Origin of the sequence: Pseudomonas sp. UBA6315 (assembly GCF_002438125.1) — a bacterium.
GTDB lineage: Bacteria > Pseudomonadota > Gammaproteobacteria > Pseudomonadales > Pseudomonadaceae > Aquipseudomonas > Aquipseudomonas faucium.
Map to the genome: position 1 here is coordinate 1 of NZ_DJTF01000070.1, position 22,089 is coordinate 22,089.

At 66.4% G+C, this 22,089-nt stretch carries 21 protein-coding genes; 10 read left to right on the forward strand and 11 right to left on the reverse strand.

What is annotated here, in order from left to right; genetic code table 11:
- The 3 genes from B3E94_RS08600 to B3E94_RS08610 all read left to right on the forward strand — a co-directional run.
- Positions 1-419: cupin domain-containing protein (locus tag B3E94_RS08600; RefSeq protein WP_286913090.1), on the forward strand; the 419-nt coding region annotated here is incomplete at its 5' end.
- A 96-nt stretch (positions 420-515) separates the two neighbouring features.
- Positions 516-980 carry a multidrug transporter gene (locus B3E94_RS08605; RefSeq protein WP_176512294.1) on the forward strand — a complete coding sequence of 155 codons (465 nt, stop codon included), beginning with the start codon at positions 516-518 and terminating at the stop codon, positions 978-980.
- A gap of 143 nt (positions 981-1,123) precedes the next feature.
- A complete protein-coding gene (locus tag B3E94_RS08610) occupies positions 1,124-1,936 on the forward strand; it encodes an SDR family oxidoreductase (protein WP_286913092.1) in 813 nt (270 codons plus the stop codon).
- Positions 1,937-2,112: 176 nt separating this feature from the next.
- Here the strand turns inward: B3E94_RS08610 and B3E94_RS08615 are convergent, their stop codons facing one another.
- The 5 genes from B3E94_RS08615 to B3E94_RS08635 form a co-directional block, all read right to left on the reverse strand.
- Positions 2,113-2,907 carry an SDR family NAD(P)-dependent oxidoreductase gene (locus tag B3E94_RS08615; protein ID WP_286913093.1) on the reverse strand — a complete coding sequence of 265 codons (795 nt, stop codon included), beginning with the start codon at positions 2,905-2,907 and terminating at the stop codon, positions 2,113-2,115.
- Positions 2,908-2,920: 13 nt separating this feature from the next.
- Complete coding sequence (locus B3E94_RS08620) at positions 2,921-4,375, reverse strand: efflux transporter outer membrane subunit (protein WP_286913094.1); 1,455 nt, start codon at positions 4,373-4,375, stop codon at positions 2,921-2,923.
- The gene (locus B3E94_RS08625) at positions 4,372-5,433 is read right to left on the reverse strand and encodes an HlyD family secretion protein (protein WP_286913143.1); all 1,062 of its coding nucleotides are present in this window, start codon (positions 5,431-5,433) and stop codon (positions 4,372-4,374) included. Before B3E94_RS08625 ends, B3E94_RS08620 begins: the two co-directional genes overlap by 4 nt.
- Positions 5,434-5,461: 28 nt before the next feature.
- Complete coding sequence (locus B3E94_RS08630) at positions 5,462-7,003, reverse strand: MFS transporter (protein ID WP_286913096.1); 1,542 nt, start codon at positions 7,001-7,003, stop codon at positions 5,462-5,464.
- 238 nt (positions 7,004-7,241) lie between these two features.
- The gene (locus B3E94_RS08635) at positions 7,242-8,150 is read right to left on the reverse strand and encodes a LysR family transcriptional regulator (protein ID WP_176512289.1); all 909 of its coding nucleotides are present in this window, start codon (positions 8,148-8,150) and stop codon (positions 7,242-7,244) included.
- 252 nt (positions 8,151-8,402) lie between these two features.
- Here B3E94_RS08635 and B3E94_RS08640 point away from each other — a divergent pair, with 252 nt between their 5' ends.
- The 3 genes from B3E94_RS08640 to B3E94_RS08650 all read left to right on the forward strand — a co-directional run bounded on the left by B3E94_RS08640 (position 8,403) and on the right by B3E94_RS08650 (position 9,735).
- Positions 8,403-8,849, forward strand: coding sequence for a universal stress protein (locus B3E94_RS08640; protein WP_286913097.1), 447 nt, complete (start codon positions 8,403-8,405; stop codon positions 8,847-8,849).
- Positions 8,850-8,941: 92 nt separating this feature from the next.
- Positions 8,942-9,268, forward strand: coding sequence for a type II toxin-antitoxin system PrlF family antitoxin (locus B3E94_RS08645; RefSeq protein WP_236193930.1), 327 nt, complete (start codon positions 8,942-8,944; stop codon positions 9,266-9,268).
- Positions 9,265-9,735 carry a type II toxin-antitoxin system YhaV family toxin gene (locus B3E94_RS08650; RefSeq protein ID WP_286913098.1) on the forward strand — a complete coding sequence of 157 codons (471 nt, stop codon included), beginning with the start codon at positions 9,265-9,267 and terminating at the stop codon, positions 9,733-9,735. Before B3E94_RS08645 ends, B3E94_RS08650 begins: the two co-directional genes overlap by 4 nt.
- 52 nt (positions 9,736-9,787) lie before the next feature.
- Here B3E94_RS08650 and B3E94_RS08655 read toward each other — a convergent pair whose 3' ends face one another.
- The 4 genes from B3E94_RS08655 to B3E94_RS08670 are packed head-to-tail and all read right to left on the reverse strand — an operon-like array spanning position 9,788 to position 14,564.
- On the reverse strand, positions 9,788-10,648 hold the full coding sequence (locus B3E94_RS08655; protein ID WP_176517723.1) for an HlyD family secretion protein: 861 nt from the start codon (positions 10,646-10,648) through the stop codon (positions 9,788-9,790).
- A 10-nt stretch (positions 10,649-10,658) separates the two neighbouring features.
- A complete protein-coding gene (locus B3E94_RS08660) occupies positions 10,659-10,859 on the reverse strand; it encodes a DUF1656 domain-containing protein (protein WP_008097766.1) in 201 nt (66 codons plus the stop codon).
- A gap of 1 nt (position 10,860) precedes the next feature.
- Complete coding sequence (locus B3E94_RS08665) at positions 10,861-13,038, reverse strand: FUSC family protein (protein ID WP_236235286.1); 2,178 nt, start codon at positions 13,036-13,038, stop codon at positions 10,861-10,863.
- A complete protein-coding gene (locus B3E94_RS08670) occupies positions 13,035-14,564 on the reverse strand; it encodes an efflux transporter outer membrane subunit (protein WP_286913100.1) in 1,530 nt (509 codons plus the stop codon). The genes B3E94_RS08665 and B3E94_RS08670 overlap by 4 nt, the downstream gene beginning before the upstream one ends.
- 190 nt (positions 14,565-14,754) lie before the next feature.
- Between B3E94_RS08670 and B3E94_RS08675 the strand changes: the two genes are divergently transcribed.
- A complete protein-coding gene (locus B3E94_RS08675) occupies positions 14,755-15,702 on the forward strand; it encodes a LysR family transcriptional regulator (RefSeq protein WP_286913101.1) in 948 nt (315 codons plus the stop codon).
- A 186-nt stretch (positions 15,703-15,888) separates the two neighbouring features.
- Positions 15,889-16,863, forward strand: a complete 975-nt coding sequence (locus tag B3E94_RS08680; protein ID WP_176517719.1) for a 2-hydroxyacid dehydrogenase — start codon at positions 15,889-15,891, stop codon at positions 16,861-16,863.
- A gap of 135 nt (positions 16,864-16,998) precedes the next feature.
- On the opposite strand, the gene B3E94_RS08685 is transcribed toward B3E94_RS08680, so the two are convergent.
- Positions 16,999-17,901 carry a DMT family transporter gene (locus B3E94_RS08685; RefSeq protein WP_286913102.1) on the reverse strand — a complete coding sequence of 301 codons (903 nt, stop codon included), beginning with the start codon at positions 17,899-17,901 and terminating at the stop codon, positions 16,999-17,001.
- Positions 17,902-18,136: 235 nt separating this feature from the next.
- Between B3E94_RS08685 and B3E94_RS08690 the strand changes: the two genes are divergently transcribed.
- Positions 18,137-19,027, forward strand: coding sequence for a helix-turn-helix domain-containing protein (locus B3E94_RS08690; RefSeq protein WP_286913103.1), 891 nt, complete (start codon positions 18,137-18,139; stop codon positions 19,025-19,027).
- 127 nt (positions 19,028-19,154) lie between these two features.
- Positions 19,155-19,628, forward strand: a complete 474-nt coding sequence (locus B3E94_RS08695; protein WP_286913104.1) for a hypothetical protein — start codon at positions 19,155-19,157, stop codon at positions 19,626-19,628.
- A gap of 69 nt (positions 19,629-19,697) precedes the next feature.
- Here the strand turns inward: B3E94_RS08695 and B3E94_RS08700 are convergent, their stop codons facing one another.
- Positions 19,698-22,088, reverse strand: a complete 2,391-nt coding sequence (locus B3E94_RS08700) for a TonB-dependent siderophore receptor (protein WP_286913106.1) — start codon at positions 22,086-22,088, stop codon at positions 19,698-19,700.
- Between the last annotated feature and the right edge of the window lies 1 nt (position 22,089).

Genomic DNA, 22,089 nt, shown 5'->3' on the forward strand with positions numbered 1-22,089 from the left:
TCGACGAGCAGGGCCGCAGCGAGACCCAGAACCACCTGGAGGTGTACCGCCCGTGGGGCTCTTACGATTCGGTGGACATGGGCGGGCGCTTCCAGGTCAAGCACATCACCGTCAAGCCGGGCGCGAGCCTGTCGCTGCAGATGCACCACCACCGTGCCGAGCACTGGATCGTGGTATCGGGCACGGCTGAGGTCACCTGCGACGAGAACGTGTTCCTGCTCACCGAGAACCAGTCGACCTACATTCCGATTGCCTCGATCCACCGCCTGCGCAACCCGGGCAAGATCCCGCTGGAGATCATCGAAGTGCAGTCCGGCAGCTACCTGGGCGAGGATGACATCGAGCGCTTCGAGGACGTCTACGGGCGCACCTCGACGCCGGTGGAACGTGGCGTTTCGGTGAAGACCATCGCGCAGTAGGCAACACCCTGGGGCCGCATTGCGGCCCCTTCTTTGAGGCCACCGTGATTTGGCGCTACGATGGTCGGACCTGCGCAAACAAGGTCTGCCCGCATCATGATCATCGGTGCCTTCCTCATCCTCACCTGGCTGGTGCTGCTGTTGCGCTACCCGGCCAAGGCCCTGCCGATCTCGCTGGCGGCCGTACTCGGCCTCGGCCTGGTCGCCCTGTGGGTGGTCTGGCAAGACCAGCGCGAAGCCTCGCAACTGGCGCGGCTGGACCTGCGCCTGACCTACGCCCCTGAACACTGCCCTGCCGACCGCGCGTTGCAGGTGCACATGAAAAACGGCAACAAGGCCCCGCTCACCGAACTGCGCTGGCGCGTGGCGGCGTATGCCCCGGGCGATACCGTGAACCTGGCCGAGAACACCTACGCCGCACCGCGTTATCGCGGGCCGGGCGACCTGCAGCCGGGGACCGAGTGGCAAGACTGCCTGCCGTTGCCGCCGCTGCGTGCGGGCTACCGGCCACAGACCCTGGAATTTCGTGCCGAGCACCTGCAAGGCAGCTTTGCCAATTGATGCATTGCCTGTGCCGGCCCTTTCGCGGGGCAAGCCCGCTCCCACAGACGTCATGCACTACCAAAGGTAGTGTGTGGGAGCGGGCTTGCCCGCGAAAGGGCCGGCACAGGCACACCCATAGCCCCAGCTAACAGGCCTCTCTCATGCCCACCGTCCTGATCACCGGTTGTTCCAGCGGCATCGGCCGCGCCCTGGCCGACGCTTTGCGCGATGCCGGCCACACCGTCTGGGCCACCGCCCGCAAACTCGAGGATGTCGCGCAGCTGAGCGCCGCAGGCTTCACCGCCCGGCAACTGGACGTGAACGACAACGACGCCCTGGCGCGCCTGGCCGCGGAGCTCGAAACCCTCGACATCCTGATCAACAACGCCGGCTACGGCGCCATGGGGCCGCTGCTCGATGGCGGGGTCGACGCCATGCGCCAGCAGTTCGAGACCAACGTCTTCGCCGTGGTCGGCGTTACCCGCGCACTGTTCCCATTGCTGCGCCGCTCACGCGGCCTGGTGGTGAACATCGGCAGTGTGTCCGGGGTGCTGGTCACGCCGTTTGCCGGCGCCTACTGCGCCTCCAAGGCCGCCGTGCATGCCTTGAGCGATGCCCTGCGCCTGGAGCTCGCGCCGTTCGGGGTGCGGGTGATGGAAGTGCAGCCGGGGGCGATTGCCTCGCAGTTCGCCAGTAACGCCCAGCGCCAGGCCGAGCAGGTGCTGGCGGCGGATTCGCCGTGGTGGCCGTTGCGTGAGCAGGTGCAGGCACGGGCGCGAGCTTCGCAGGACAAGCCGACGCCTGCGGCGGTGTTTGCCCAGGGGGTGCTGGCCGCGCTGGGCAAGTCGCCGGTGCCGGCGGTGGTGCGGCTGGGCAACGGCAGTACCGCGTTGCCGTTGATGGCCCGGCTGCTGCCGCGGCGGTTGCTGGATTGGGCGTTGCGCAAGCGCTTCGGGCTTTTGCGGCCGCTTTGAGTTTGCAGTTGCCTGTGCCGGCCTCTTCGCGGGGCAAGCCCGCTCCCACAGGTTTGGACTGCCCCCAAGAAGTTGGACACCCATCCAACCCTTGGGGGCAGTCCAGGTTCAACTACAGCACATGACCTGTGGGAGCCGGCTTGCCGGCGATGGGGCCGGCACAGGCAACCCACGAATCAGGCAATCGACCGCAGCACCCCACCATCCACGCGCAACGCCGCCCCGGTGGTCGCACTGGCCTGCATCGACGCCAGGTACACCACCATGCTGGCCACCTCCTCCACTGTCGCCAGGCGCTGGATCAGCGAACTGGGCCGGTGCTCGGCAACGAAGTTGGCTTCCAGCTCATCCGTGGACACCCCCTGCTCCTGCGCCAGCTTGGCAAAGAAATCGCTCACCCCTTCCGAGCGAGTCGGCCCCGGCAACACCGAGTTCACCGTCACCCCGCTACCGGCCAAGGTCTCGGCCAACCCCCGCGACACCGCCAGCAGCGCCGTCTTGGTCATGCCGTAATGGACCATCTCGGTGGGGATCTGCAGCGCCGACTCGCTGGACAGGAAGATCACCCGCCCCCATTTGCGCTCGGCCATGCCCTGGGCGTAGTGGCGCGACAGGCGCACGGCGCTGAGGACGTTGACGTCGAAGAAGCGCAGCCAGTCAGCATCGTCGATCTCGAAGAAGGGCTTGGGCTCGAAGATGCCCAGGTTATTGACCAGGATGTCGGTGTGCGGCACCTGGTCGAACAGCGCCTGCGCGCCCGCTGCGGTACTCAGGTCGGCAGCGATGCCGATGATGCGCGCCTGCGGCAAGCGCTCTCGCACCGCGTTCAGGGCTTCATCGACACGCGCCTGGGTGCGGCCATTGAGCACCACTTCGGCGCCAGCTTCGGCCAGCCCCGTGGCGATGGCCAGGCCGATGCCAGCGGTCGAGCCGCTGACGATGGCGCGCTTGCCGTTCAAGGAAATATGCATCTGTGCACCCTCTCTAGCTGTGAGAATTACCCGGCTGCTCGTCGAATGCCTGCCAGCCACCGCCCAGGGCCTTGTACAGCCCCACCAGCGCCTGCGACACCGCGGCCGAACTGTCGATCCACTGCTCTTCGCTGGCCAGCAACGCCCCTTGCACGGTCAGCACGTTGAGAAAGTCCACCGCCCCCTCGACGTACTGACGCTGGGCCGTTTCCAGCGCGATACGGTTCTGCCGCACCGCTTCGGCCAGGTGGTCGCGACGCAACTGGCTGGCGTTGTACAGGCGTAGCACATCGTCGATTTCGTGCCAGGCGCCAAGCACCACCTTGCGGTAGTTCAGCGCCGCCTCCTGCTGCTGCGCCTCGCGCAATTGCAGGGTGCCGGCCAGCCGCCCACCCTCGAAGATCGGCAGCGACAGCTGCGGGCCGAAGGCAAAGCGGCGCGAATCCCAGGCGCCGAAATCGGCAAGCTGCAGGGCCTGAAAGCCGACACTGCCCGACAGACGGATGCTCGGGTAGAAGTCTGCCTTGGCCACGCCAATGCTCGCCGTGGCGGCATGCAGGCGGGCTTCGGCCTGGCGGATGTCGGGGCGGCGCTGGGCCAGCTCGGACGGCAGGCCGATGGCGAATGTCTGCTGCGGCGCGGGCAGTTGCGCGTCTTCGAGCAACTCGGCCTGCAGGCTGCGCGGCGGTTCGGCGGCCAGCAGGCTGAGGGCGTTGATCAGGTCATCACGCCGGGCTTCCAGGCTCGGCAGGCGCGCCTCGATGGACGCCACCTGGGCGCTGGCCTGGGCCACGTCGAGGCGCGTGGCGACGCCTTCGGCCTGGCGGTTTTCGGACAGTTTCAGGCTGTGCCGGGCAACCTCCAAGTTGTTGCGGTTCACCTCCAGGGTGTGCTGTACGGCACGCAGCTGGATGTAGTTGCCGGCCGTTTCCGAAAGCAGCGCCAGCAACACGCCACGGCGGTCGTTCTCGGCCACTTCGACGCTGGCGTCGGCGGCTTCCACCTGGCGCCGCACGCGGCCCCACAGGTCCAGCTCCCAGCCTGCGACCAGGTCGCCCTGCCACAGGTTGAAGGCCGACTTGCCCGAGTGCCCGGAAGGGTCGCTCAAGCCTTCGGCGCTGTTGCGCGCGCGGCTGTAACCGGCGCTGGCATCGACCGACGGCGTTTCATCGACCGCGACCGTGCTGCGCAGGGCGCGGCTCTGCAGCAGGCGGGCACTGGCCATCTGCAGGTCGAGGTTGCGTTCGGCGACGCGCTGGATCAGCGCACTCAGCTGCGCATCGTGAAAGGTCTCCCACCAGCGCAGCTGCAGCGGCTCGGCCTGCGGCTGGCTCGCGGCAGCCTCGCCTTGCAGCGGCGCCCATTGCTGCGGCGCCTGGCTGTCCGGGCGCTGGAAGTCGGGGCCCAGGGTGCAGCCGGCCAGCAGCACGGCCAGCAGCAGCGGGCTCAAGCGTGCGGCAGGTTTCATCGGGCGCTCACCTCTTTGCCGGCCAGGGTGTCGCCGCGGGTATCGATGGTCGCTTCCACCGACATGCCCACGCGCAGGCGGGCGAGCAGCGGCTGGCCGTCATCGAAGACGATCTTCACCGGAATGCGCTGCACCACCTTGGTGAAGTTGCCGGTGGCGTTGTCCGGCTTGACCGCCGCGAAGGTCACGCCGGTGGCCGGGGCGATGCTCTCGACATGGCCCTTGAGGGTTTCCCCGGAGAAGGTGTCGACGCTGATGTTCACCGGCTGGCCCGGCTGCACGTGGGTGAGCTGGGTTTCCTGGAAGTTGCCGACCACGTAGGCCTGTTGCAGCGGCACCACCGACAGCAGGCGCGCGCCCGGGTTGACGAAGGCGCCCACGCGCAGGGCGCGCTCGCCGACCATGCCATCGACCGGCGCGGTGATGCGTGTGTAGGAGAGGTCCAGCCGGGCTTTTTCCAGGCCGGCTTCGGCCCGCTTGAACTGGCCGTCGGCACTGGCCACCTGGGCGCTGAGGATGTCCACTTGCTTGCGCGTGGCCACCAGCGCCGCCTGGGTGTTGGCCAGCCGCGCACGGGCCTGGTCGACCCGGCTGCGCGCCTGCTGGGCGTTCTGCACGGTGCCGGCGCCCTGCTCGGCCAGGCGGCTGTAGCGGTTGACTTCATGGTCGGCGAAGGCCGCTTCGGCCTGGGCCGCCTTCACCGCCGCCTCGGCCTGGGCGATCAGCGACGCCTGGCGCTCCAGGGTGGCGCGGGCATCGGCGCTTTGCGCCTTGGCCACCAGCAACTGGGCCTGGGCGGCGTCCAGTGCGGCCTGGTAATCACGCGCATCGATGGTTGCCAGCAGCTGGCCCGCCTGGACCTGCTGGTTGTCCTCGACCAGCACCTCCTTGATGAAGCCGGCGACCTTCGGCGCCACCACGGTGTAGTCGGCGATCACATAGGCATCGTTGGTGCTCTGCCGCTGGTCGCTGCCGACTATCCAGGGGCCGACGATGCCGGCCAGCACGGCCACGGCGAGCACCGAGGCGATCACGATTGTCTTGCGCTTGTGGGTCATTTTCAGCGGTCTCGAATTCATCCAGGGGTCAGGCCACCGCACGCGGCGGGTAGACCCGGGTAGGCACGAAAGGAATCAGGCAGATCAGCGCCACGGCGACGCAGGCCATGACCAGGTACAGGTCGGCCGAGGTCAGCACCAGCGCCTGGTCGTGGATACGCTTGGCCAGGCCCGCGGCGTTATCGTCGATCAGCGGGGCGTTGCCCAGGCTGTCCACCAGGTGGTTGGAATGAAAATGCCGGCGCAGGGTGCCCAGGGCATCCAGCAGGCCGCCGGCGATCACCGCGGCCAGGCCCTTGACGGTGTTGAACCAGCTGGAGGCGAACGGGCCTTCCTGCGGGGTCATGCCATTGGTGGAGAGCATCAGCAGCGGCAGCACGGCCATCGGCTGGCCGAACACCTGCAGCAGGTAGAACGGGTAGAAGTCGCCGCGAATCCATTGCGAGGTGAGCAGGCTGCTGCCCACGCACGACACCGCCAGCATCGCCAGCCCCGCGGCCAGCACCCAGCGGCAGTCCACCGCGCGGATGTTGCACAACGCCGCCGTCAGCGGCAGGGCAATGAGCTGCGGCATGGCCACCAGCATCATCAGCGGGCTGGTCTGCGCCGGGCGATAGCCCTGGATCTGCGCCAGGTAGGCCGATGGAATGCTGCCCACACCAGACAGCACGACCAGCACGCCGGCCAGGGTCACCAGGGCGAAGCTCAGGTTGCGCCGCTGCAGCATGCGCAGCTGGAAGAACGGCAGCGGCTCGGACCATTCGTTGTACATGAACAGCACCAGCAACAGCGCACCGCCGCCCAGCAGCCAGCAGATCAGCGGCGAATCGAACCAGCCCCAGCGGTCACCCAGCGACAGGCCCAGGACGATGCAGCTGATGGCCGGCAGGCCGAGCAGCACGCCGCGCCAGTCGAACTGCGCGAAGCGCTCCAGGCGCAGCGGGTCTTGTGGCAGGCCCCAGCCGACGCAGAACATGGCCAGCGCCGAGGGCAGGATGATCTGCCAGAACGCCCACTGCCAGCCGACGTATTCGGTCCACAGCCCGGCCAGTGGCGTGCCCAGGTTGGGGCCGAAGGTGGCGGTCAGGGCGTAGCAGGCCAGGCCATAGACCTTGATGCCCGGTGGCAGGAAGCGCAGCGCCACGCTCATCAGCATGGGCGGCAAGGCGCCCGAGGCGAAGCCCTGGAGCACGCGCAGCAGCATCAGGCTGTGCAGGTTGGGCGCGAACGGCTGCAGCAGGCCGAGCACGGCGAACAGGCCGACCGCACTGAGGGTGAAGCGGCGCAGGGAGAAGGTGGTGGCCAGCCAGGGGGCGAAGGCCATGGCCGAGACCGAGGCGGCGCTGTATACCGCCAGCAGCCAGGCGCCTTCGTCGGCGCCGATGCCCATGGCGCCGCGGATGTCGGCCAGGGAGATCTTGGTCACCGACTCGTTGAGGCCGGCGCAGAGCACCGCCAGCAGCACCCCGAACAGCCCGACCACCACCCGCAGGCCGAACGCCGCCTGCACGGGCGCGGCCGGCGCGGGGGCGGCGGCGAGCGTGGCAGAGGGGGTGGTCATGGAACTCATGGACAGACAACTCCAGCAACAAATTTGCGACTGGGGCAAGTCTATGAAGGTCGAATGCTGACGAAAACTGACTTATCGGTAGTTTTAAGTTGCGCTGGACGCAATCCGGGTTTGTCAGTGAGGGCCCTATCGCCGGCAAGCCGGCTCCCACAAGGGGGCAGCGCCAGCCCCAGGATTGGCAGCGGCCTGCTTTTTTTTTGTGGGAGCCGGCTTGCCGGCGATAGGGCCCTACAGCCGATCAAGGATCGACGCTGCAACAGGCCTTCAAGGTCTGGCGCAGCCAGCGATGCGCCGGGTCGTTGTGAAACCGCGGGTGCCACGCCTGCAGCACCGTGACCCGCTCCAGCGGCACCGGGATCTCGAACGAGCGCAGCGGTAGCCCGAGCTTGTGCACGCTGTTGAGGATGTTCGCCGGCATCGGCAGGATCAGGTCCGAATCCGGCAGCGAGAACAGTGCCGAGTGAAAACTTGGGGTAATCAGTGCCACCCGCCGCGGGGCCTTGAAGTTGGCCAGTTCCACATCGATCGGCCCATTCGCGCGCCCGCGCCGGGAGACGCTGATCTGTGGATAACTGGCAAAGCTGTGGGGCGTGATCGGTTGTTCGAAGATCGGGTGGTCGCGCCGCGCCAGGCCCACGTAGTACGTCTGGAACAGGCTCTGCACCTTGATTTCCGGGCCCAGGTCGACGGTCGAGCTGATGATCAGGTCGGTGCGCCCATCGCGCAGCACGCTGTCGTCATCACCGCCGGGGCTCTCGGGCACGAAGCGCAACACCGTGCGCGGCGCCTGCTCGTGCATGCGGCGCAGCAGCTGGGCGCCATACAAGGCAATGAACAGGTCGTTGGTGCGGATGTTGAAGGCACGCTCGAGCCTGGGCAGGTCGACCTCATCGGCGCTGCGAAACACCTCGCCGGCCTGCTCCACCAGCGCCGCCACCTGCTCGCGCAGGGCCAGTGCCCGCGGTGTCGGCACCAGGCCGCGGCCGGCGCGCACCAGGATCGGGTCGCCCAGGGCATCGCGGATACGCCCCAGGGTCCGGCTCATGGCCGCCGGGCTCAGGTTCATGCGCTGCGCAGCGCCCACCACGCTGCCTTCGTCGAGCAGGGCATCGAGGGCGACGAGCAGGTTCATGTCCGGGAGTTGCATGGCCGTTTTCCGTGGCGGGTGTGGGAAGGTGATGTTAACAGCTTGGTGGATTGCGCCAGACGCAATGCGCCCGTGCGTGGTGGGGCATTTATCTTAGCCAGTGAATCCGCCATAAGTCTTGCAGTGGCTGTACCGGCCCTATCGCCGGCAAGCCGGCTCCCACAGGTGCACCACGATCACCTGTGGGAGCCGGCTTGCCGGCGATAGGGCCGGTACAGGCAACCATTCAACCTGCTTCAAGAAGGCCCCCACATGCCCACCCCCGTCCTGATCGCCATCGACGCCTCCCCCGCTTCCACTGCCCTGCTCGCCCTCGCCCGCCGCTACTGCCGCCCAAGCGAGCACGAACTGCACGTGCTGCTGGCCATCGATTCGACCTTCGCCGTGCACGACAAACCCGCGCCCTACACCCCCGAGGAGCTGGAGGAATACCCCGCTGCCTGTGAAGAACAGCACCTGGGCGAACGCGCCGTGGCCGAGGCGGTCGCCGCGCTGCAGCAGGCCGGGTTCGCCAGCCAGGGCTGCATGGTCGCCGGGCAGCCGGTCGAGGTGATCGTCAGCAAGGCACAGGAACTGGACTGCGAGCTGATCATCATGGGCCACCGGCATCTGTCGCGGCTGGGGCGGTTGCTGGACCCATCGATCAGCGCGAAAGTGATCGATCGGGTTCAGGTGCCGGTGCTGGTGGGCGTGGCATAGGCCATTCATCCGCTAGGCCGGGCCTCACATTGACCAGGCAATGCAATCGCATTACCTTTGCAACCACCGCTGCAATGCAAAGGAACCTGGCCATGGCTGCTACCTTCGACGTTGAATCCACATTGACCGATCGCTACCAGACAACCGTTCCCGAGACGGTGCGTCGCGCCCTGGGCTTGAAAAAACGCGACAAGATCCATTACTCGATCCAACCCGACGGGGGGGTGATACTCACCCGCGCTGAAGCAACCGAAGACGATCCGGTGCTGGGCCAGTTCCTGAACTTTCTGGCCCACGACATCGCTACCAATCCGCAACGTCTGCAGGTTGTCGATGCGCAACTCATCGCTCGCCTCGATAGCCTCGTGGGCGACGCTGAAATCGATCTGGATCAACCTCTGTCGGCGGACGATGAATGAGTGATGCGAGGAAGCCTTCAACGATTCATGGATGGACGGTATTTGCCCACCCGCTGTTTCTAGCCAACCTGGACGCGCTCCAGAGGCAAGTCGAGGCTCAGCGCCAGAAAGACCCTGCCGGGTACACGAAAAAGAACGCGTACAAACGACTGGCAGCCATCAGCCGACTGGCCTTTGACATCATTCCACAAGACCCGACCAAAGCGGAGTACCGCCAAGGTGCAACACTGGGCGCAGACCACAAGCACTGGTTCCGGGCCAAGTTCTTTCAACAGTACCGGTTGTTCTTTCGCTACCACACCCCCAGCAGGATCATCGTGCTGGCCTGGGTGAACGACGACACCTGCAAGCGGGCCTATGAAAGCAGTGACGATGCTTACAAGGTCTTCCAGAAGATGTTGCTCAACGGCCACCCTCCTGACGATTGGGATCAATTGCTGCAGGAGGCTGGCGCTGGATGTGACTGATCGTGCACCGCGGGCCTCTTCGCCAGCAGCGCGAAGAGGTCGCTGAAAAGGGTCACCCCTCGCTCGGCTTCACCACCACCGTGCAGGTCGTCCCCGCTGCCAGCAGATACCCCTGCGGCACTTCATCGATATGAATCCGCACCGGCACCCGCTGGGCCAGGCGCACCCAGTTGAAGGTCGGGTTGACGTCGGCGATCAGCTCGCGGCTCTGCGGGTTGTCGCGGTCGTAGATGCCGCGGGCGATGCTCTCCACATGGCCCTTGATGCGCTCGCCGCTCATCATCTGCAGCTCGGCCGTGTCGCCGACCTTCACGTGCGGCAGCTTGGTTTCCTCGAAGAAGCCGTACACCCAGAACGAGTTCTCGTCGACCACCGCCATCACCGCCTCGCCGGTGCGCGCGTAGTCGCCCTTGTGGATGTTCAGGTTGGTCACGTAGCCATCGACGGTGGCGACGATGTGGGTGCGCTTGAGGTTGAGCTCGGCCGCCGCCAGCTCGGCCTGGGCCTGCTGGTAATCGGCCAGGGCGGAGTTGGCGATGTTGCTGGCGTCGTCGCGGTTTTCCTTGGAGATCACCAGGTTGTCCATGTCGGCGCGGCGCTTGGCGTTGACCTTGCGCATCTCCCAGGTGGCCTTGCGCGAGGCGACCATGGCCTTGGCCTGGTCGACCGCCAGCTGGTAATGCTCGGGGTCGATCTGGATCAGCAGGTCACCCTTCTTCACCCGCTGGTTGTCCTTGACCGGCACGTCCACCACATAGCCCGGCACGTCGGCGGCGACGTTGATGATGTCGGCACGCACACGGCCGTCGCGGGTCCAGGGCGTGGTCATGTAGTGCAGCCACAACTGGCGGCCGATCACCACGGCAGCGGTCAGCACCAGCAAGGTGGCGATCAGGCTGAAAAACTTTTTCATCGAAGGATTCTCACCAGTAGAGCGACAGCGCCAGGGCGCCGAACAGGCAGACGAACAGGGACAGGCGCAACAGCGCCGGGTGCCAGAAGAAGCGGTAGCCATCGTGGCTGGCGATGAACCGGTCCAGGCCCCAGGCCAGGCCCAGGGCGAACAGGAACATCAAGGTCATGGTGGGCATGTACACGCCATGGAAGGCGATTTCACGGGGCATTTCACGGAGCATCGTGCAGTCCTTTCGCCGGTGCCAGCGGCGACTGTGGGTCGAGCAGGGAAGAACGGATGAAGTGCAGGTAGCTCTGCGCACGGCGCAGCACCGAGGTGTCGAAGTGCCGGGCGAATGGCTCGTCGGTGGCCTGCACGCGGCTGATGGCGTGGTCCACCGCCACCAGGGCGCGTTCGTGGTTGCTGGCGCTGGGCTGCAGGAACAGCCGCGCCAGGGCGCGGCCCATGACCCGGATCGCCTGGCGCCACGGCTGCGACTCGGCATAGGCCGGGTGCACCGGGGCACGGGCCTGTTCCTTGCGCAGCTCGATGATGGCGTGGCCGACTTCCAGCACCGTGAACATCCAGCCCATCAGCTCGCTCTGCACCTTGGGCTTGCCGGCCGCCAGGCCATAGGCCTGGTGCAGCAGGTCGCGGGTGCGGCTCTCGAAGGCCGAGCCCAGGCCGCGCAGGCGCCCGCTGATGGCGAACAGCACCTGCTCGCGCAGCTCCTGCTCCAGGCGGCACCACAGCCAGCGGCTGTTGGGCGGCAGGATGATCGCCCCGGCCGCGGCGCAGACGAACATGCCGATGACCATGCCGATGTAGTCGTTGATGAAGGTGTAGGGGTCGTACACGGTCAGGTTGTTGGGCACCGAGCCGATCGCGAAGAACACCAGCAAGCCGATGCCGTAACCCGCGTAGGCCGGCCGTGAGGACAGGAACGCGCCAAGCACGAACACCGGTGCCAGGACCATGCACAGCAGTGGGAAGCCGTCGATCCAAGGGAACACGAAGAAGGTTTCGAAGAACCCGATGAAGGCGCCGATGGCCGTGCCGCAGGCCATCTGGAACGACATGCGCTTGGGGTTCGGCGAGGCCGCCGAAAGGCCCACGGTGACGGTGGCGATCAGGGTCATCATGGCGCCGCTGGGCCAGTCGCTGAGCAGCCAGTAGCTGCCCAGCAGCAACAGCACCGCCGACGCCCGCACCCCGGCAGCCAGCGACACCAGCCAGCTGGTCTGCGCGACATAGGGTTCGTCCCACTGCTCGCGCTCGTGCTTGTGCGCAGCCAGCGAGGCGTGGGTTTCGGCGTAGCTGAACATCTCGTCGACGAAGCGGTAGAGCAGCTCGAAGGCGGTGTGGAAGTCGAGCAGGTCCGACTCGCTGGGGTTGGTCTGCAGGTACTCGTTGCGCAGGCCGCGCACCTGGGCTTGCAGGCCCTCCTTGTAGGCGGCCAGCTCCAGCGTCAGGCGCAGCGCGTCGGCGTCGGTCAGGGCCCGGCCCACGTAGGGCTGCAGCAGCTCGACCAGGGTATTGAGGCCCGGCTCGATAGCGCTGACGATCTGCAGCGGGCCGCGGGCGCGCAGGCGCTCGAGCAGCCGGTGCAGGGCGTTGAAGCGCGTGGTGATGGCCATGAACTCGCTGTTCATGCGCACCAGCCGGCCCGAGCGCCTGCGCATGTGCGGGTCTTCGAAGGCGGTGACATTGCGCAGGCTCTCAAGGCCCACCGCCTCGGCGACGAAGCGCACGTTGCTGGTTTCGAAGCGGTCGCGCTGGCTGTCGCCGCGCAGGGCTTCGACCACCACCCCGGCGAACACGCCAAAGCGCTGGTACAGGGCGTTGCGCATGGCCGCACTGGCCGATTGCGGAAGGATCGCGGCGCTTACGAAGGTCGACACCAGAATCCCCAGGGCAATCTCCAGCACCCGCCACACGGCCGCCATGAAGGCCTGGTCGGGGTGCTGCAGCACCGGCAGGCCGATCATCGCCGCGGTGTAGCCGGCCAGCACGAAGCCGTAGGCACGGAAGGTGCGGTAGCGCATGGCGCCGGCCGAGCACAGGCCCACCCACACGGCCAGGCTGGGCAAGAACAGTTCGGTGTTCTGCGGGAAGATGGCGATCAGCGCCACCATCATCGCCGAGCCGGCCAAGGTGCCCAGCACCCGGTAGAAACTCTTGGCGAAGACATGCCCGCTCTGCGGCTGCATGACGATGAACACGGTGATCATCGCCGTGCGCGGCTGCGGCAGTTCCAGGCGCATGGCCAGCCACAGGGTGATGAACGCGGCGGCCAGCACCTTGAAGATGTAGACCCAGGTCACCCCGTCGGTGCGCGCCCAGGCAAAGAAGCCCCGGCGCCACTCCAGGCTGTGCAGCCAGCGCAGGGGCAGGCTTGATGTGCTCATTCGGCGTGGCCTGCCTTGCGCTCGAAGATGGCCAGGGTGGCCGGGGTTTTCGGTGCGTCCTGGCGGTCCTGGTCCGGCACGTCCTCGCCCGCCTGCAGGCCGCCGCCCAGGGCGGTGACCAGTTCGGCGTGGGCCACCAGCCGCGCAGCCTGCACCTGCTGCTGCACCTGCTGCTGGCGGAACAGCAGGGTTTGCGCGTTGAGCACGTTGAGGTAGTCGGTCAGGCCGCGCTGGAAGGCGACCAGGGCGATGTCGTAGGTTTTTTGCGCAGCGGCCACCGACTCGGCGGCGAAGTGCGACTGCTCTTTCATCGACTCGCGACGGATCAGCTGGTCGGAAATGTTCTTCAGCGCACCGACCACGGTCTGGTTGTAGCGCGCCACGGCCATGTCGTAGCCCGCCGAGGCCACACCCAGCTGCGAGCGCAGGCGGCCGCCATCGAAGATCGGCAGGCTGATGGCCGGGCCGACGTTGTAGTTGAACTTGCGCCCGGTGAGGAACTCCAGCGGGCCGCCGCCGGTGGCCATGAAGCCCAGGCTGCCGACCAGGTCGACGTTGGGGAAGAACCCGGCGTGGGCGACATCGATGCCACGCGCTTGCGCAGCCACCTGCCAGCGGCTGGCGACCACGTCGGGGCGCTGGCCGACCAGCTCGGCCGGCAGCGCCGAAGGCAGCTTCAGCGGGGCGCCGAGGGTCAGGGTTGGGCGCTGGATCTGCGCGCCGTCGCCCGGGCCCTTGCCCGCCAGCGCGGCGAGCTGGTTGCGGGTCAGGGCGATTTCTTCGTCGAGGCTGTCGAGCTGGCGGTGGGTTTCGGGCAGCGGCGCTTCGGCCTGGCTGACCTCGAAATGGGTACCGATGCCGCCCTCGAGGCGGCGCTTGGCCAGGGCCAGGATCTGCTCCTGCTGCTCGAGTTCGGCCTTGACGATGTCGCGCTGGGCAAAGTGCAGGCTCAGCTGGATGTAGGCACGCACCACGTTGTTCTGCAGTTCGAGCTGCGCCTGGCGGGCCTCGGCCACGCTCATGTGCGCCTGGTCCACGGCCTGCTCGCTGGCGTTGCGCTCGCGGCCCCAGAGGTCGAGGGCGTAGCTGAAGCCGATGGCGGCGTTGTTGTCCCAGGTGTTGGCACCGGACAGCGCGCCAGGGCCGTAGAACTGGTCTTCTGGCCAGTTGTGGCGCTTGAGGCTCGCCTGGCCGTTGACCTGGAGTTTTTCCGCCGATTCGACCACACCGGCCATGGCCTTGGCCTCACGCACCCGCGCCGCGGCCATGGCCAGGCTCGGGCTGCCGGCAACGGCCAGGGCGAGCCAGCGATCGAGCTGGGGGTCGCCATAGGCGTGCCACCATTGCTGGTCGGGCCAATGGGCGTCGGTCGCGGCTTCACGGATGGCCGCGTCGGTGGTCAAGGTATTGGCTGGCAGCGCTTTGTCGTGCGGGGCGATGCCCCAGGTTCCGATACAGCCGCTCAAGGTAAGGCTAAGGGCACAGGCACTGAACGCTTGGAGCGTTCTGATGATGCGACGCGGCACAGCTGCGATTTCCCGAGGAAGAGGTGGAGGGCCCGGCAATTCTAGGGGGCCGTTGCACTGGCGATAAGCGCAGATTCCTGCGAATCTTTGTTACCGAAACAGCGATAATCCGGCTTTGGTCGAAGGCAACTTTTCGTTCTTTTGAAGTAACTTCGTGACACAATTTTGTCCTCTATCTTGAGAGTGACCCATGGACACCCTGCAAAACATGCGTGCTTTCAGTTGCGTAGCCCAGCTCGGCAGCTTCACCGCCGCCGCGGCGCAACTCGATACCACCACCGCGAACGTGTCGCGGGCGGTCTCCAACCTGGAAGCCCATCTGCAAACCCGGCTGCTCAACCGCACCACCCGGCGCATCGCGCTGACCGAGGCAGGCAAGCGCTACCTGATGCGCTGCGAACAGATTCTTACCTATGTGGAAGAAGCCGAAGCCGAGGCCAGCGACGCCCATGCCCGGCCTGCCGGGCAGCTGAAGGTGCACTCGATGACCGGGGTCGGCCAGCACTTCGTGGTCGATGCCATCGCCCGCTACCGCGAGTCGCACCCGGACGTCACCTTCGACCTGACCATGGCCAACCGCGTGCCCGACCTGCTCGACGAGGGCTACGACGTGTCCATCGTGCTGGCCACCGAGCTGCCGGACTCAGGCTTCGTCTCGCAGCGCCTGGGCATCACCTACAGCATCGTCTGCGCATCGCCTGAGTACGTGGCCCGGCATGGCTTTGCCAACAAGCCGATGGACCTGCTCCAGCATGCCTGCCTGCGCATGGTCAGCCCGGTGATTCCGCTGGAGAAGTGGCTGTTCGACGGCCCCGAGGGGCAGGAGCTGGTCAACATCACCAGCTCGCCGTTCCAGGTCAACTCGGCCGATGCGATGAAAACCGCGATCCGCAGCGGCATGGGCATGGGTGTGCTGCCGATCTATTCGGCCATCGACGGGCTGCGCGATGGCAGCCTGGTGCGGGTGATGCCCGACTACCGCCTGCAGGAGCTGAACCTGTACGCCATCTACCCCTCGCGCCAGTACCTGGATGCCAAGATCAAGACCTGGGTCGAGTACCTGCGCAACTCGCTGCCGGAAATCCTCGCGGCCCATGAGGCCGACCTGAAAACCCACGAGCTGTTGATCGCCAACTGAAAAAGCTGCTGCGCAGTGCCGGCGGACAATGGTAGCTTGCTAATCAATGCCGCCCTCTTCGCGGGGCAAGCCCGCTCCCACAGGACCTGCTCCCAGCCCAATGCCGGTGGAGCACTTGTGGGAGCGGGCTTGCCCCGCGAAGAGGCCGGCGCAGACCTCCACCCCGCCTTGCAGAGAAGTTGCCCGATGAAAAAGACCGTCCTGGCCTTCAGCCGTATCACCCCGGCCATGGCCGAGCGCCTGCAGCAAGACTTCAACGTGATCCTGCCGAACCCGAAACTCGGCGACATCAATGCCCAGTTCAACGAAGCCCTGCCCGAGGCCCACGGCCTGATCGGCGTGGGCCGCAAGCTCGGCCGCGCGCAGCTCGAAGGCGCGGCCAGGCTGGAGGTGGTGTCCAGCGTCTCGGTGGGTTATGACAACTACGACCTGGACTACTTCAACGAGCGCGGCATCGCCCTCACCAACACACCCGACGTGCTCACCGAAAGCACCGCAGACCTTGGCTTCGCGCTGATCATGGGCTGCGCCCGGCGCACCGCCGAACTCGATGCCTGGACCAAGGCCGGCCAGTGGCAGGCCACCGTCGGCCCGGCGCACTTCGGCACCGATGTGCATGGCAAGACCCTGGGTATCGTCGGCCTGGGCAACATCGGCGCAGCCATCGCCCGCCGTGGCCGTTTTGGTTTCAACATGCAGGTGCTGTATGCCGGCAACAGCCGCAAGGCCGCGCTGGAGCAGGAACTCGGCGCGCAGTACCGCAGCCTCGAGCAACTGCTGGCCGAAGCCGATTTCGTCTGCATCGTGGTGCCGCTGTCGGAGGCCACGCGCAAGCTGATCGGCGCGCGGGAGCTCAAACTGATGAAGCCCAGCGCCTTTTTGATCAACATTGCCCGCGGCCCGGTGGTCGACGAGGCGGCGCTGGTCGAGGCACTGCGCAACGGCACCCTTCGCGGCGCGGGCCTGGATGTGTACGAGAAGGAGCCGCTGAGCCAATCGCCGCTGTTCCAGCTGCCCAATGCGCTGACCTTGCCGCACATCGGCTCGGCGACGGCCGAAACCCGCGAGGCCATGGCCAACCGGGCGATGGACAACCTGCGTGCGGCGCTGCTGGGTGAGCGGCCGCGGGACCTGGTGAACCCGCAGGTGTGGAAGGGCTGACCGTTTGTTTATCGCCTGCACCGGCCTCTTCGCGGGGCAAGCCCGCTCCCACAGGTACACTGCACAACCTTGAAAGCAGTGGAGCACTTGTGGGAGCGGGCTTGCCCCGCGAAGAGGCCGGTGCAGATGAACGGCTTACTTGGCCGCAACCATGCTTCCCTCCACCCTGCCCTTGGGCTTGCGAAACACCAGCACATTCCCCGCCATCACCGCCACCAGCCCCAGCAGCGCCGGTGCCGTCCACTGGTACCCCTCGGCAAACGCCGACACATTCAACGCCACCAGCGGGAACAGCACCGTGCAATAGGCCGCCCGCTCCGGCCCCATGCGCCCGACCAGGGTCAGGTAGGCGGTGAAGCCGATCACCGACCCGGGGATCACCAGGTACATCAGCGAACCGATGTAGCGCGCATTCCACTCCATGGCGAACGGCACGTCACTGGCCAGGCAGTAGCCGGCCAGCATCGCCGCGCCATAGACCATGCCCCAGGCATTGGTGGTCATCGGCTTGAGCCCGGCCTTCTGCTGCATGCTCGAGAGCATGTTGCCGGCCGAGAAGCACAGCGTGCCGAGCAGCGCCAGGCCCAACCCGTACAGCGTTTCGCGGCTCGCCGTGTGGTGTGCCAGCTCCGGCCAGAACAGCAGCCCCAGGCCCAGCAGGCCCAGCGCACCGCCGCCCAGGACGTTGCTGGCGATCTTCTGGCCGAAGAACACCCGGGCATTGAGCGCATTCCACAACGTGGCGGTGGAGAACACCACGGCGATCAGGCCGCTGGCAATCCACTGGCTGGCCGTGAGAAAGCACATGAAGTTGACGCAGAACAGGCACACGCCCTGGGCCAGGCAGATCAGGTGGCCACGCCGGTTCATCGGCTGCAGGCGCCGGGTGAGCAGGAGCATGGCAAACAGGATCAGCCCGGCCAGGGCGAAGCGGTAGACGATCGACACCGGGATCGCGACCACGCCCAGTTGCAGTTTCAAGGCGAGCCACGTCGTGCCCCAGATCAGCACGGTCAGCAGGTACAGGGAGAGGTTCATGGGTGGGGCTCCTAGGATGTTCGACCACGGGGCCGCTTTGCGGCCCATCGCTGGCAAGCCAGCTCCCACAGCCCTGTAGGAGCCGGCTTGCCGGCGATCGAGGGCGCAGCCCTCGCCAGAGCCCCCAGTCTTCCCCGGGCCTGCACTTCGCGCTTGCACATTCTTGCTGTTTTCTCGCAACACCTGCTGCCACCCGGGCCCAGTAGCAGTACGATGGCCGTCAGAGGAATCGCCGATGACCCCACTCAGCCAGCTGCAAGTGTTTAACGCCATGCACGCCTCGCCCCAAGCGCGGCTGGAGCACAGCGCGCACCTGGGCGACGGCCTGGCAGCCGCGCTGTGGAGCAACCGCGACGACGCCCGCGACTACCAGGCGCCGAGCCACCACACGCTGTCCTGCTACATCGCCGACGGCACCGGCACCCACCGCCGCCAGCGCCCTGCCGACAAGGGCGCGCCCGACAAGCTGTGCATCATGCCGGCCGGCCAGGAATCGAACTGGGTGGTCAACGGCTCGATCCGCCTGGCCCACCTGTACATCAGCGAGGCGCAGTTCGCCCTGGGCTGCGTGCGCCTGCTCGACCGCGAGCCACGGGAGGTGCAGCTGCAAGAGGCGACCTTCCTGGACGACCCGCAGCAATCCGTGCGCTTCCGCCAGCTCATCACCCTGGACTGGGACGAGCCTGCCGAACGCCTGCTGGCCAGCAGCCTGGCGCACGAGATCGTCGATCATGCGCTGCTCGGCCAAGTGGGCCTGCGCCAGGGCCTGCGCCTGAAGGGCGGGCTGGCGCCGAACCTGCGCCGGCAACTGGTCGATTACATCGAGGCGCACCTGGACCAGCCGATCACCCTGGGTGAGCTGGCCTTGCGCTGCAACCTGTCCGAATACCACTTTGCGCGCATGTTCCGCGCAAGCTTCGGCGTGCCGCCGCACCAGTACCTGCTCGCTCGGCGCCTGCAGCTGGCGTGTCGGCTGTTGCGTCTGGGCCAATTGCCGCTAGGCCAGGTGGCGCTGCTGTGCGGGTTCGCCAGCGCAAGCCATTTCAGCAATCGCTTCCGCCAGGCCCTGGGGGCGACACCGGGGGAGTATCGCTCGGCACTTGCCAACGCGCACAGGCAGAAATAACGCACCTCACCTGGCCATTAATACCCAGTGGGTACCTGATAATTCTGTCAGTAGCACGCCCAAACGCTCCTAACTTACGCTGCGCGGACACCAACAACCGTTGCTGATGGCAACGCAGGGAGTCCGCATGAATAGCAAAGCGTTCAACCCCAAGGACTTTGAAAAGAAGCCAGCCCGGCCGCTTAAATTGAATGCGTCCGACAGCTTCACTGTTGATCTGGCACACCCGGCTCTGCCTGACAAGACGTACAACGAAGGTACTCCTTGGGCCACCCCAAACTCCTCGGGAGATCACATTCAATTCGCTGCGGACCTGAACACCCAGGAATGGATCTCGCTGAATATCCCGACGGTAAAGATTCCAACCGCCGATGGGAGCTCGAGCCTCAGAATCATCCCGCTCAACGAATACGACGGCGATAAAGAACGCGCCACGATGGCGGGATCGCTCCACAATGGCAGCCGCCTGCGCTTCTGGAGTGATTTCAATGGCGACGTGACCCTCACCCGAGTGGGCAAACAACTGACCCTCCGCTATCAGGCGAGCAACAACGAAGGTTTCGAGTTTTCCAACGGCCAGTTCATTTTCAATGATGACTGAGTGTCAACCGTTGGCCACTTGCGGCGCCTTACCCGTCATAGGCGTCGCAAGCCCCCTCTCCCTCTGCCGCTAGAACTCGAACGTACTGCTCAGGCTCACCTGCCGCGCATCGCCAATGGCCACGAAGTACTGGTTCACCGCCGAGCTGTAGTAGACCTTGTCGAACAGGTTCTTCACGTTCAACTGCAGGCGCACATTGTGCTCGTCCAGCTTGGTTTCGTAGGTGGCGAACGCATCGGCCACGGTATAGCTGGGCAGGTCGAAGGTGTTGGTCGAGTTGCCCGGCCGCTCGCCCACATAGCGCGCCCCGGCGCCAAAACGCAGGCGATCGCCGCCGAACAGGCTGCCGAAGTCATACACCGCCGACAGCGAGCCGCTGTGCCTTGCCACGTTCTGCAGGCGGTTGCCCTCCAGGTCCGGGTCCTTGGTCACCTTGGCATCGGTGTAGGCATAGCTGCCGATCAGGCTCCAGCGCTCGCTGAGCTGCCCGGTCAGGTCGAGCTCGACGCCGCGTGAACTGACCTCGCCGGCATTGCTGTACAGCGTCTCGCCGGTGCCGGTGTCGAAGTTGGCGACCAGCACGTTCTGCTTGGTGATGTCGAACAGCGCCAGCGTACCGGTCAGGCTGCCCGGCATGTCCAGCTTGGCCCCCAGTTCCCACGACTTGCCCTCCTCCGGCGCGATCGAGGAATCGAGCACCAGCCCGCCGGTCAATGGCGCGATGCTGGAGTTGGGCTTGAACGACTCGCTGTAGCTGCCATAGAACGACAGCTGATCGTCCACCTTGTAGACGATGCCTGCATGCGGCACCCAGGCCTGGCCGCTGCTGTCGGTGTTGGCCTTGAACGGGCGGCCGCGGCCGGCGTACTGGTCGTATTGCTGGTAGCGCGCGCCAGCCACGACGATCCAGTGCTCGTCCAGGTGCAGTGCGTCCTGCACAAACAGCGCGTCGGTGCGCAGCTTGTCGGTCTGGTCGCTGTCGCTGGCGCGTACCGTGCTGCCTTCCACTTCCTGGCCGTAGATCGGCTGCTGGTAGCTGAAGGTCGAGCGCGCCGTCTGGCGGATCAGGTCGCCGCGAAAGATCTTGCGGTCTTCGTGGTCGACGCCGAACAGCAGGTCATGCTGCATGCCGGCCAGTTGCACGTTGCCATTGAGGCTCAGGGTGGCGAACTGGTCGCGGCTCATGGCGTTGTGGGTGCCGTCGATGCTGCGCGTGAGCGTGCCCTTGGCCTCGTTCACGCCGGTGACGCGGACCTGGCTGGCATCGTAGGTTTCGCGGTTGAAGCTGTAGCCAAAATGCAGCTTCCAGTCATCGGCGAGCTGGTGGTCGAGCTCCAGGCGGTAGAGGTCGGAGCGCCCCTCCATGTCGTTGAAGGGCTCGTCCAGGCGCCGTGTGGCCGGGATGTCCAGCGGGTGGCCGTTGCTGCCGAAGGCGGTGCCGCGGTCGAACGGGTAAAGGAACTCGCGATGCTCGTAGGCCAGCACCACCTGGGTGTCCTCGCCGAGCCACGCCAGCGAGGGTGCCACCAGCGACTCGCGGTGCACGCCGAAGTTGCGCCAGTAGTCTTCGTCTTCGTGGTCGACGATCAGGCGGTAGGCCAGCGGGCTGTCGCCCAGCGCGCCAGTGCTGTCGAAGCCGCCGCCACTGCCGTTCTTGCCGCTGCCGTAGGTGGAGCCGCGCAGGGTGAGGGCGTTGTACTGCTGCAGTTGCGGGCGCTTGCTGACCACGTTGATCACCCCGCCCGGGTCCTGGATGCCATACAGCAGCGAGGCCGGGCCCTTGAGCACTTCGACCCGCTCGGTGCTGGCGTTGAGGCTGCGGCCCTGCACGATCGGCATGCCGTCGCGCATGATCGAGCCGTCGCGGTTGTCGCCGAAGCCGCGCTTCATGACGGTGTCCGACGTGCCGCCGAAGTTGTTGCCCTGGGTGATGCCGCTGACGTTGTACAACGCGTCGTCCAGGTTGCGCGGCGCCTGGTCGCGGATGACCTGGGCCGGCACCACGTTGATGGCCTGAGGGATGTCCTGGTTCGGGCCCTGGCCGCGCATGATCGACGCGCTGGCCGGGGGCTGGTAGCTGTAGCTGTCCATCTGCGAGGTCACCGTGGTGGCTTGCAGGTTGAGGGCGCCGGAGGTGTCTACAGGTTCCAGGGTCAGGGTGCGCGCATCGACGCGGCGCCAGGTCAGGCCGGCGTTGCCCAGCAGTTGCTGCAGCGCCTGCTCGGCGCTGAACGAGCCCTGCAGGGCGGGCGCCTGCACGGCTGGGAGTTCGAGGGTGTAGACCACGCTCTGGCCACTGCTGCGACTGAAGGCGTTGAGTGCCTGGGCCAGGGGTTGGCTGGGCTGGGCGAAGGCATATACCTGCACCTGTTCGGCGGCCAGCGCCTGGGGGGCGATGAGCATGGCCGGGCAGACGGAAAGACCGAGCCAGAAAGGGACGCAACGCGAGGAGAACTTCATG

Excerpts from the sequence above, each read along its gene's own strand:
- B3E94_RS08605 (WP_176512294.1), top strand. The coding sequence starts at position 516 with ATGATCATCGGTGCCTTCCTCATCCTCACCTGGCTGGTGCTGCTGTTG.
- B3E94_RS08610 (WP_286913092.1), top strand. The coding sequence starts at position 1,124 with ATGCCCACCGTCCTGATCACCGGTTGTTCCAGCGGCATCGGCCGCGCC.
- B3E94_RS08615 (WP_286913093.1), bottom strand. The coding sequence starts at position 2,907 with ATGCATATTTCCTTGAACGGCAAGCGCGCCATCGTCAGCGGCTCGACC.
- B3E94_RS08620 (WP_286913094.1), bottom strand. The coding sequence starts at position 4,375 with ATGAAACCTGCCGCACGCTTGAGCCCGCTGCTGCTGGCCGTGCTGCTG.
- B3E94_RS08625 (WP_286913143.1), bottom strand. The coding sequence starts at position 5,433 with ATGACCCACAAGCGCAAGACAATCGTGATCGCCTCGGTGCTCGCCGTG.
- B3E94_RS08630 (WP_286913096.1), bottom strand. The coding sequence starts at position 7,003 with ATGAGTTCCATGACCACCCCCTCTGCCACGCTCGCCGCCGCCCCCGCG.
- B3E94_RS08635 (WP_176512289.1), bottom strand. The coding sequence starts at position 8,150 with ATGCAACTCCCGGACATGAACCTGCTCGTCGCCCTCGATGCCCTGCTC.
- B3E94_RS08640 (WP_286913097.1), top strand. The coding sequence starts at position 8,403 with ATGCCCACCCCCGTCCTGATCGCCATCGACGCCTCCCCCGCTTCCACT.
- B3E94_RS08645 (WP_236193930.1), top strand. The coding sequence starts at position 8,942 with ATGGCTGCTACCTTCGACGTTGAATCCACATTGACCGATCGCTACCAG.
- B3E94_RS08650 (WP_286913098.1), top strand. The coding sequence starts at position 9,265 with ATGAGTGATGCGAGGAAGCCTTCAACGATTCATGGATGGACGGTATTT.
- B3E94_RS08655 (WP_176517723.1), bottom strand. The coding sequence starts at position 10,648 with ATGAAAAAGTTTTTCAGCCTGATCGCCACCTTGCTGGTGCTGACCGCT.
- B3E94_RS08660 (WP_008097766.1), bottom strand. The coding sequence starts at position 10,859 with ATGCCCCGTGAAATCGCCTTCCATGGCGTGTACATGCCCACCATGACC.
- B3E94_RS08665 (WP_236235286.1), bottom strand. The coding sequence starts at position 13,038 with ATGAGCACATCAAGCCTGCCCCTGCGCTGGCTGCACAGCCTGGAGTGG.
- B3E94_RS08675 (WP_286913101.1), top strand. The coding sequence starts at position 14,755 with ATGGACACCCTGCAAAACATGCGTGCTTTCAGTTGCGTAGCCCAGCTC.
- B3E94_RS08680 (WP_176517719.1), top strand. The coding sequence starts at position 15,889 with ATGAAAAAGACCGTCCTGGCCTTCAGCCGTATCACCCCGGCCATGGCC.
- B3E94_RS08685 (WP_286913102.1), bottom strand. The coding sequence starts at position 17,901 with ATGAACCTCTCCCTGTACCTGCTGACCGTGCTGATCTGGGGCACGACG.
- B3E94_RS08690 (WP_286913103.1), top strand. The coding sequence starts at position 18,137 with ATGACCCCACTCAGCCAGCTGCAAGTGTTTAACGCCATGCACGCCTCG.
- B3E94_RS08695 (WP_286913104.1), top strand. The coding sequence starts at position 19,155 with ATGAATAGCAAAGCGTTCAACCCCAAGGACTTTGAAAAGAAGCCAGCC.
- B3E94_RS08700 (WP_286913106.1), bottom strand. The coding sequence starts at position 22,088 with ATGAAGTTCTCCTCGCGTTGCGTCCCTTTCTGGCTCGGTCTTTCCGTC.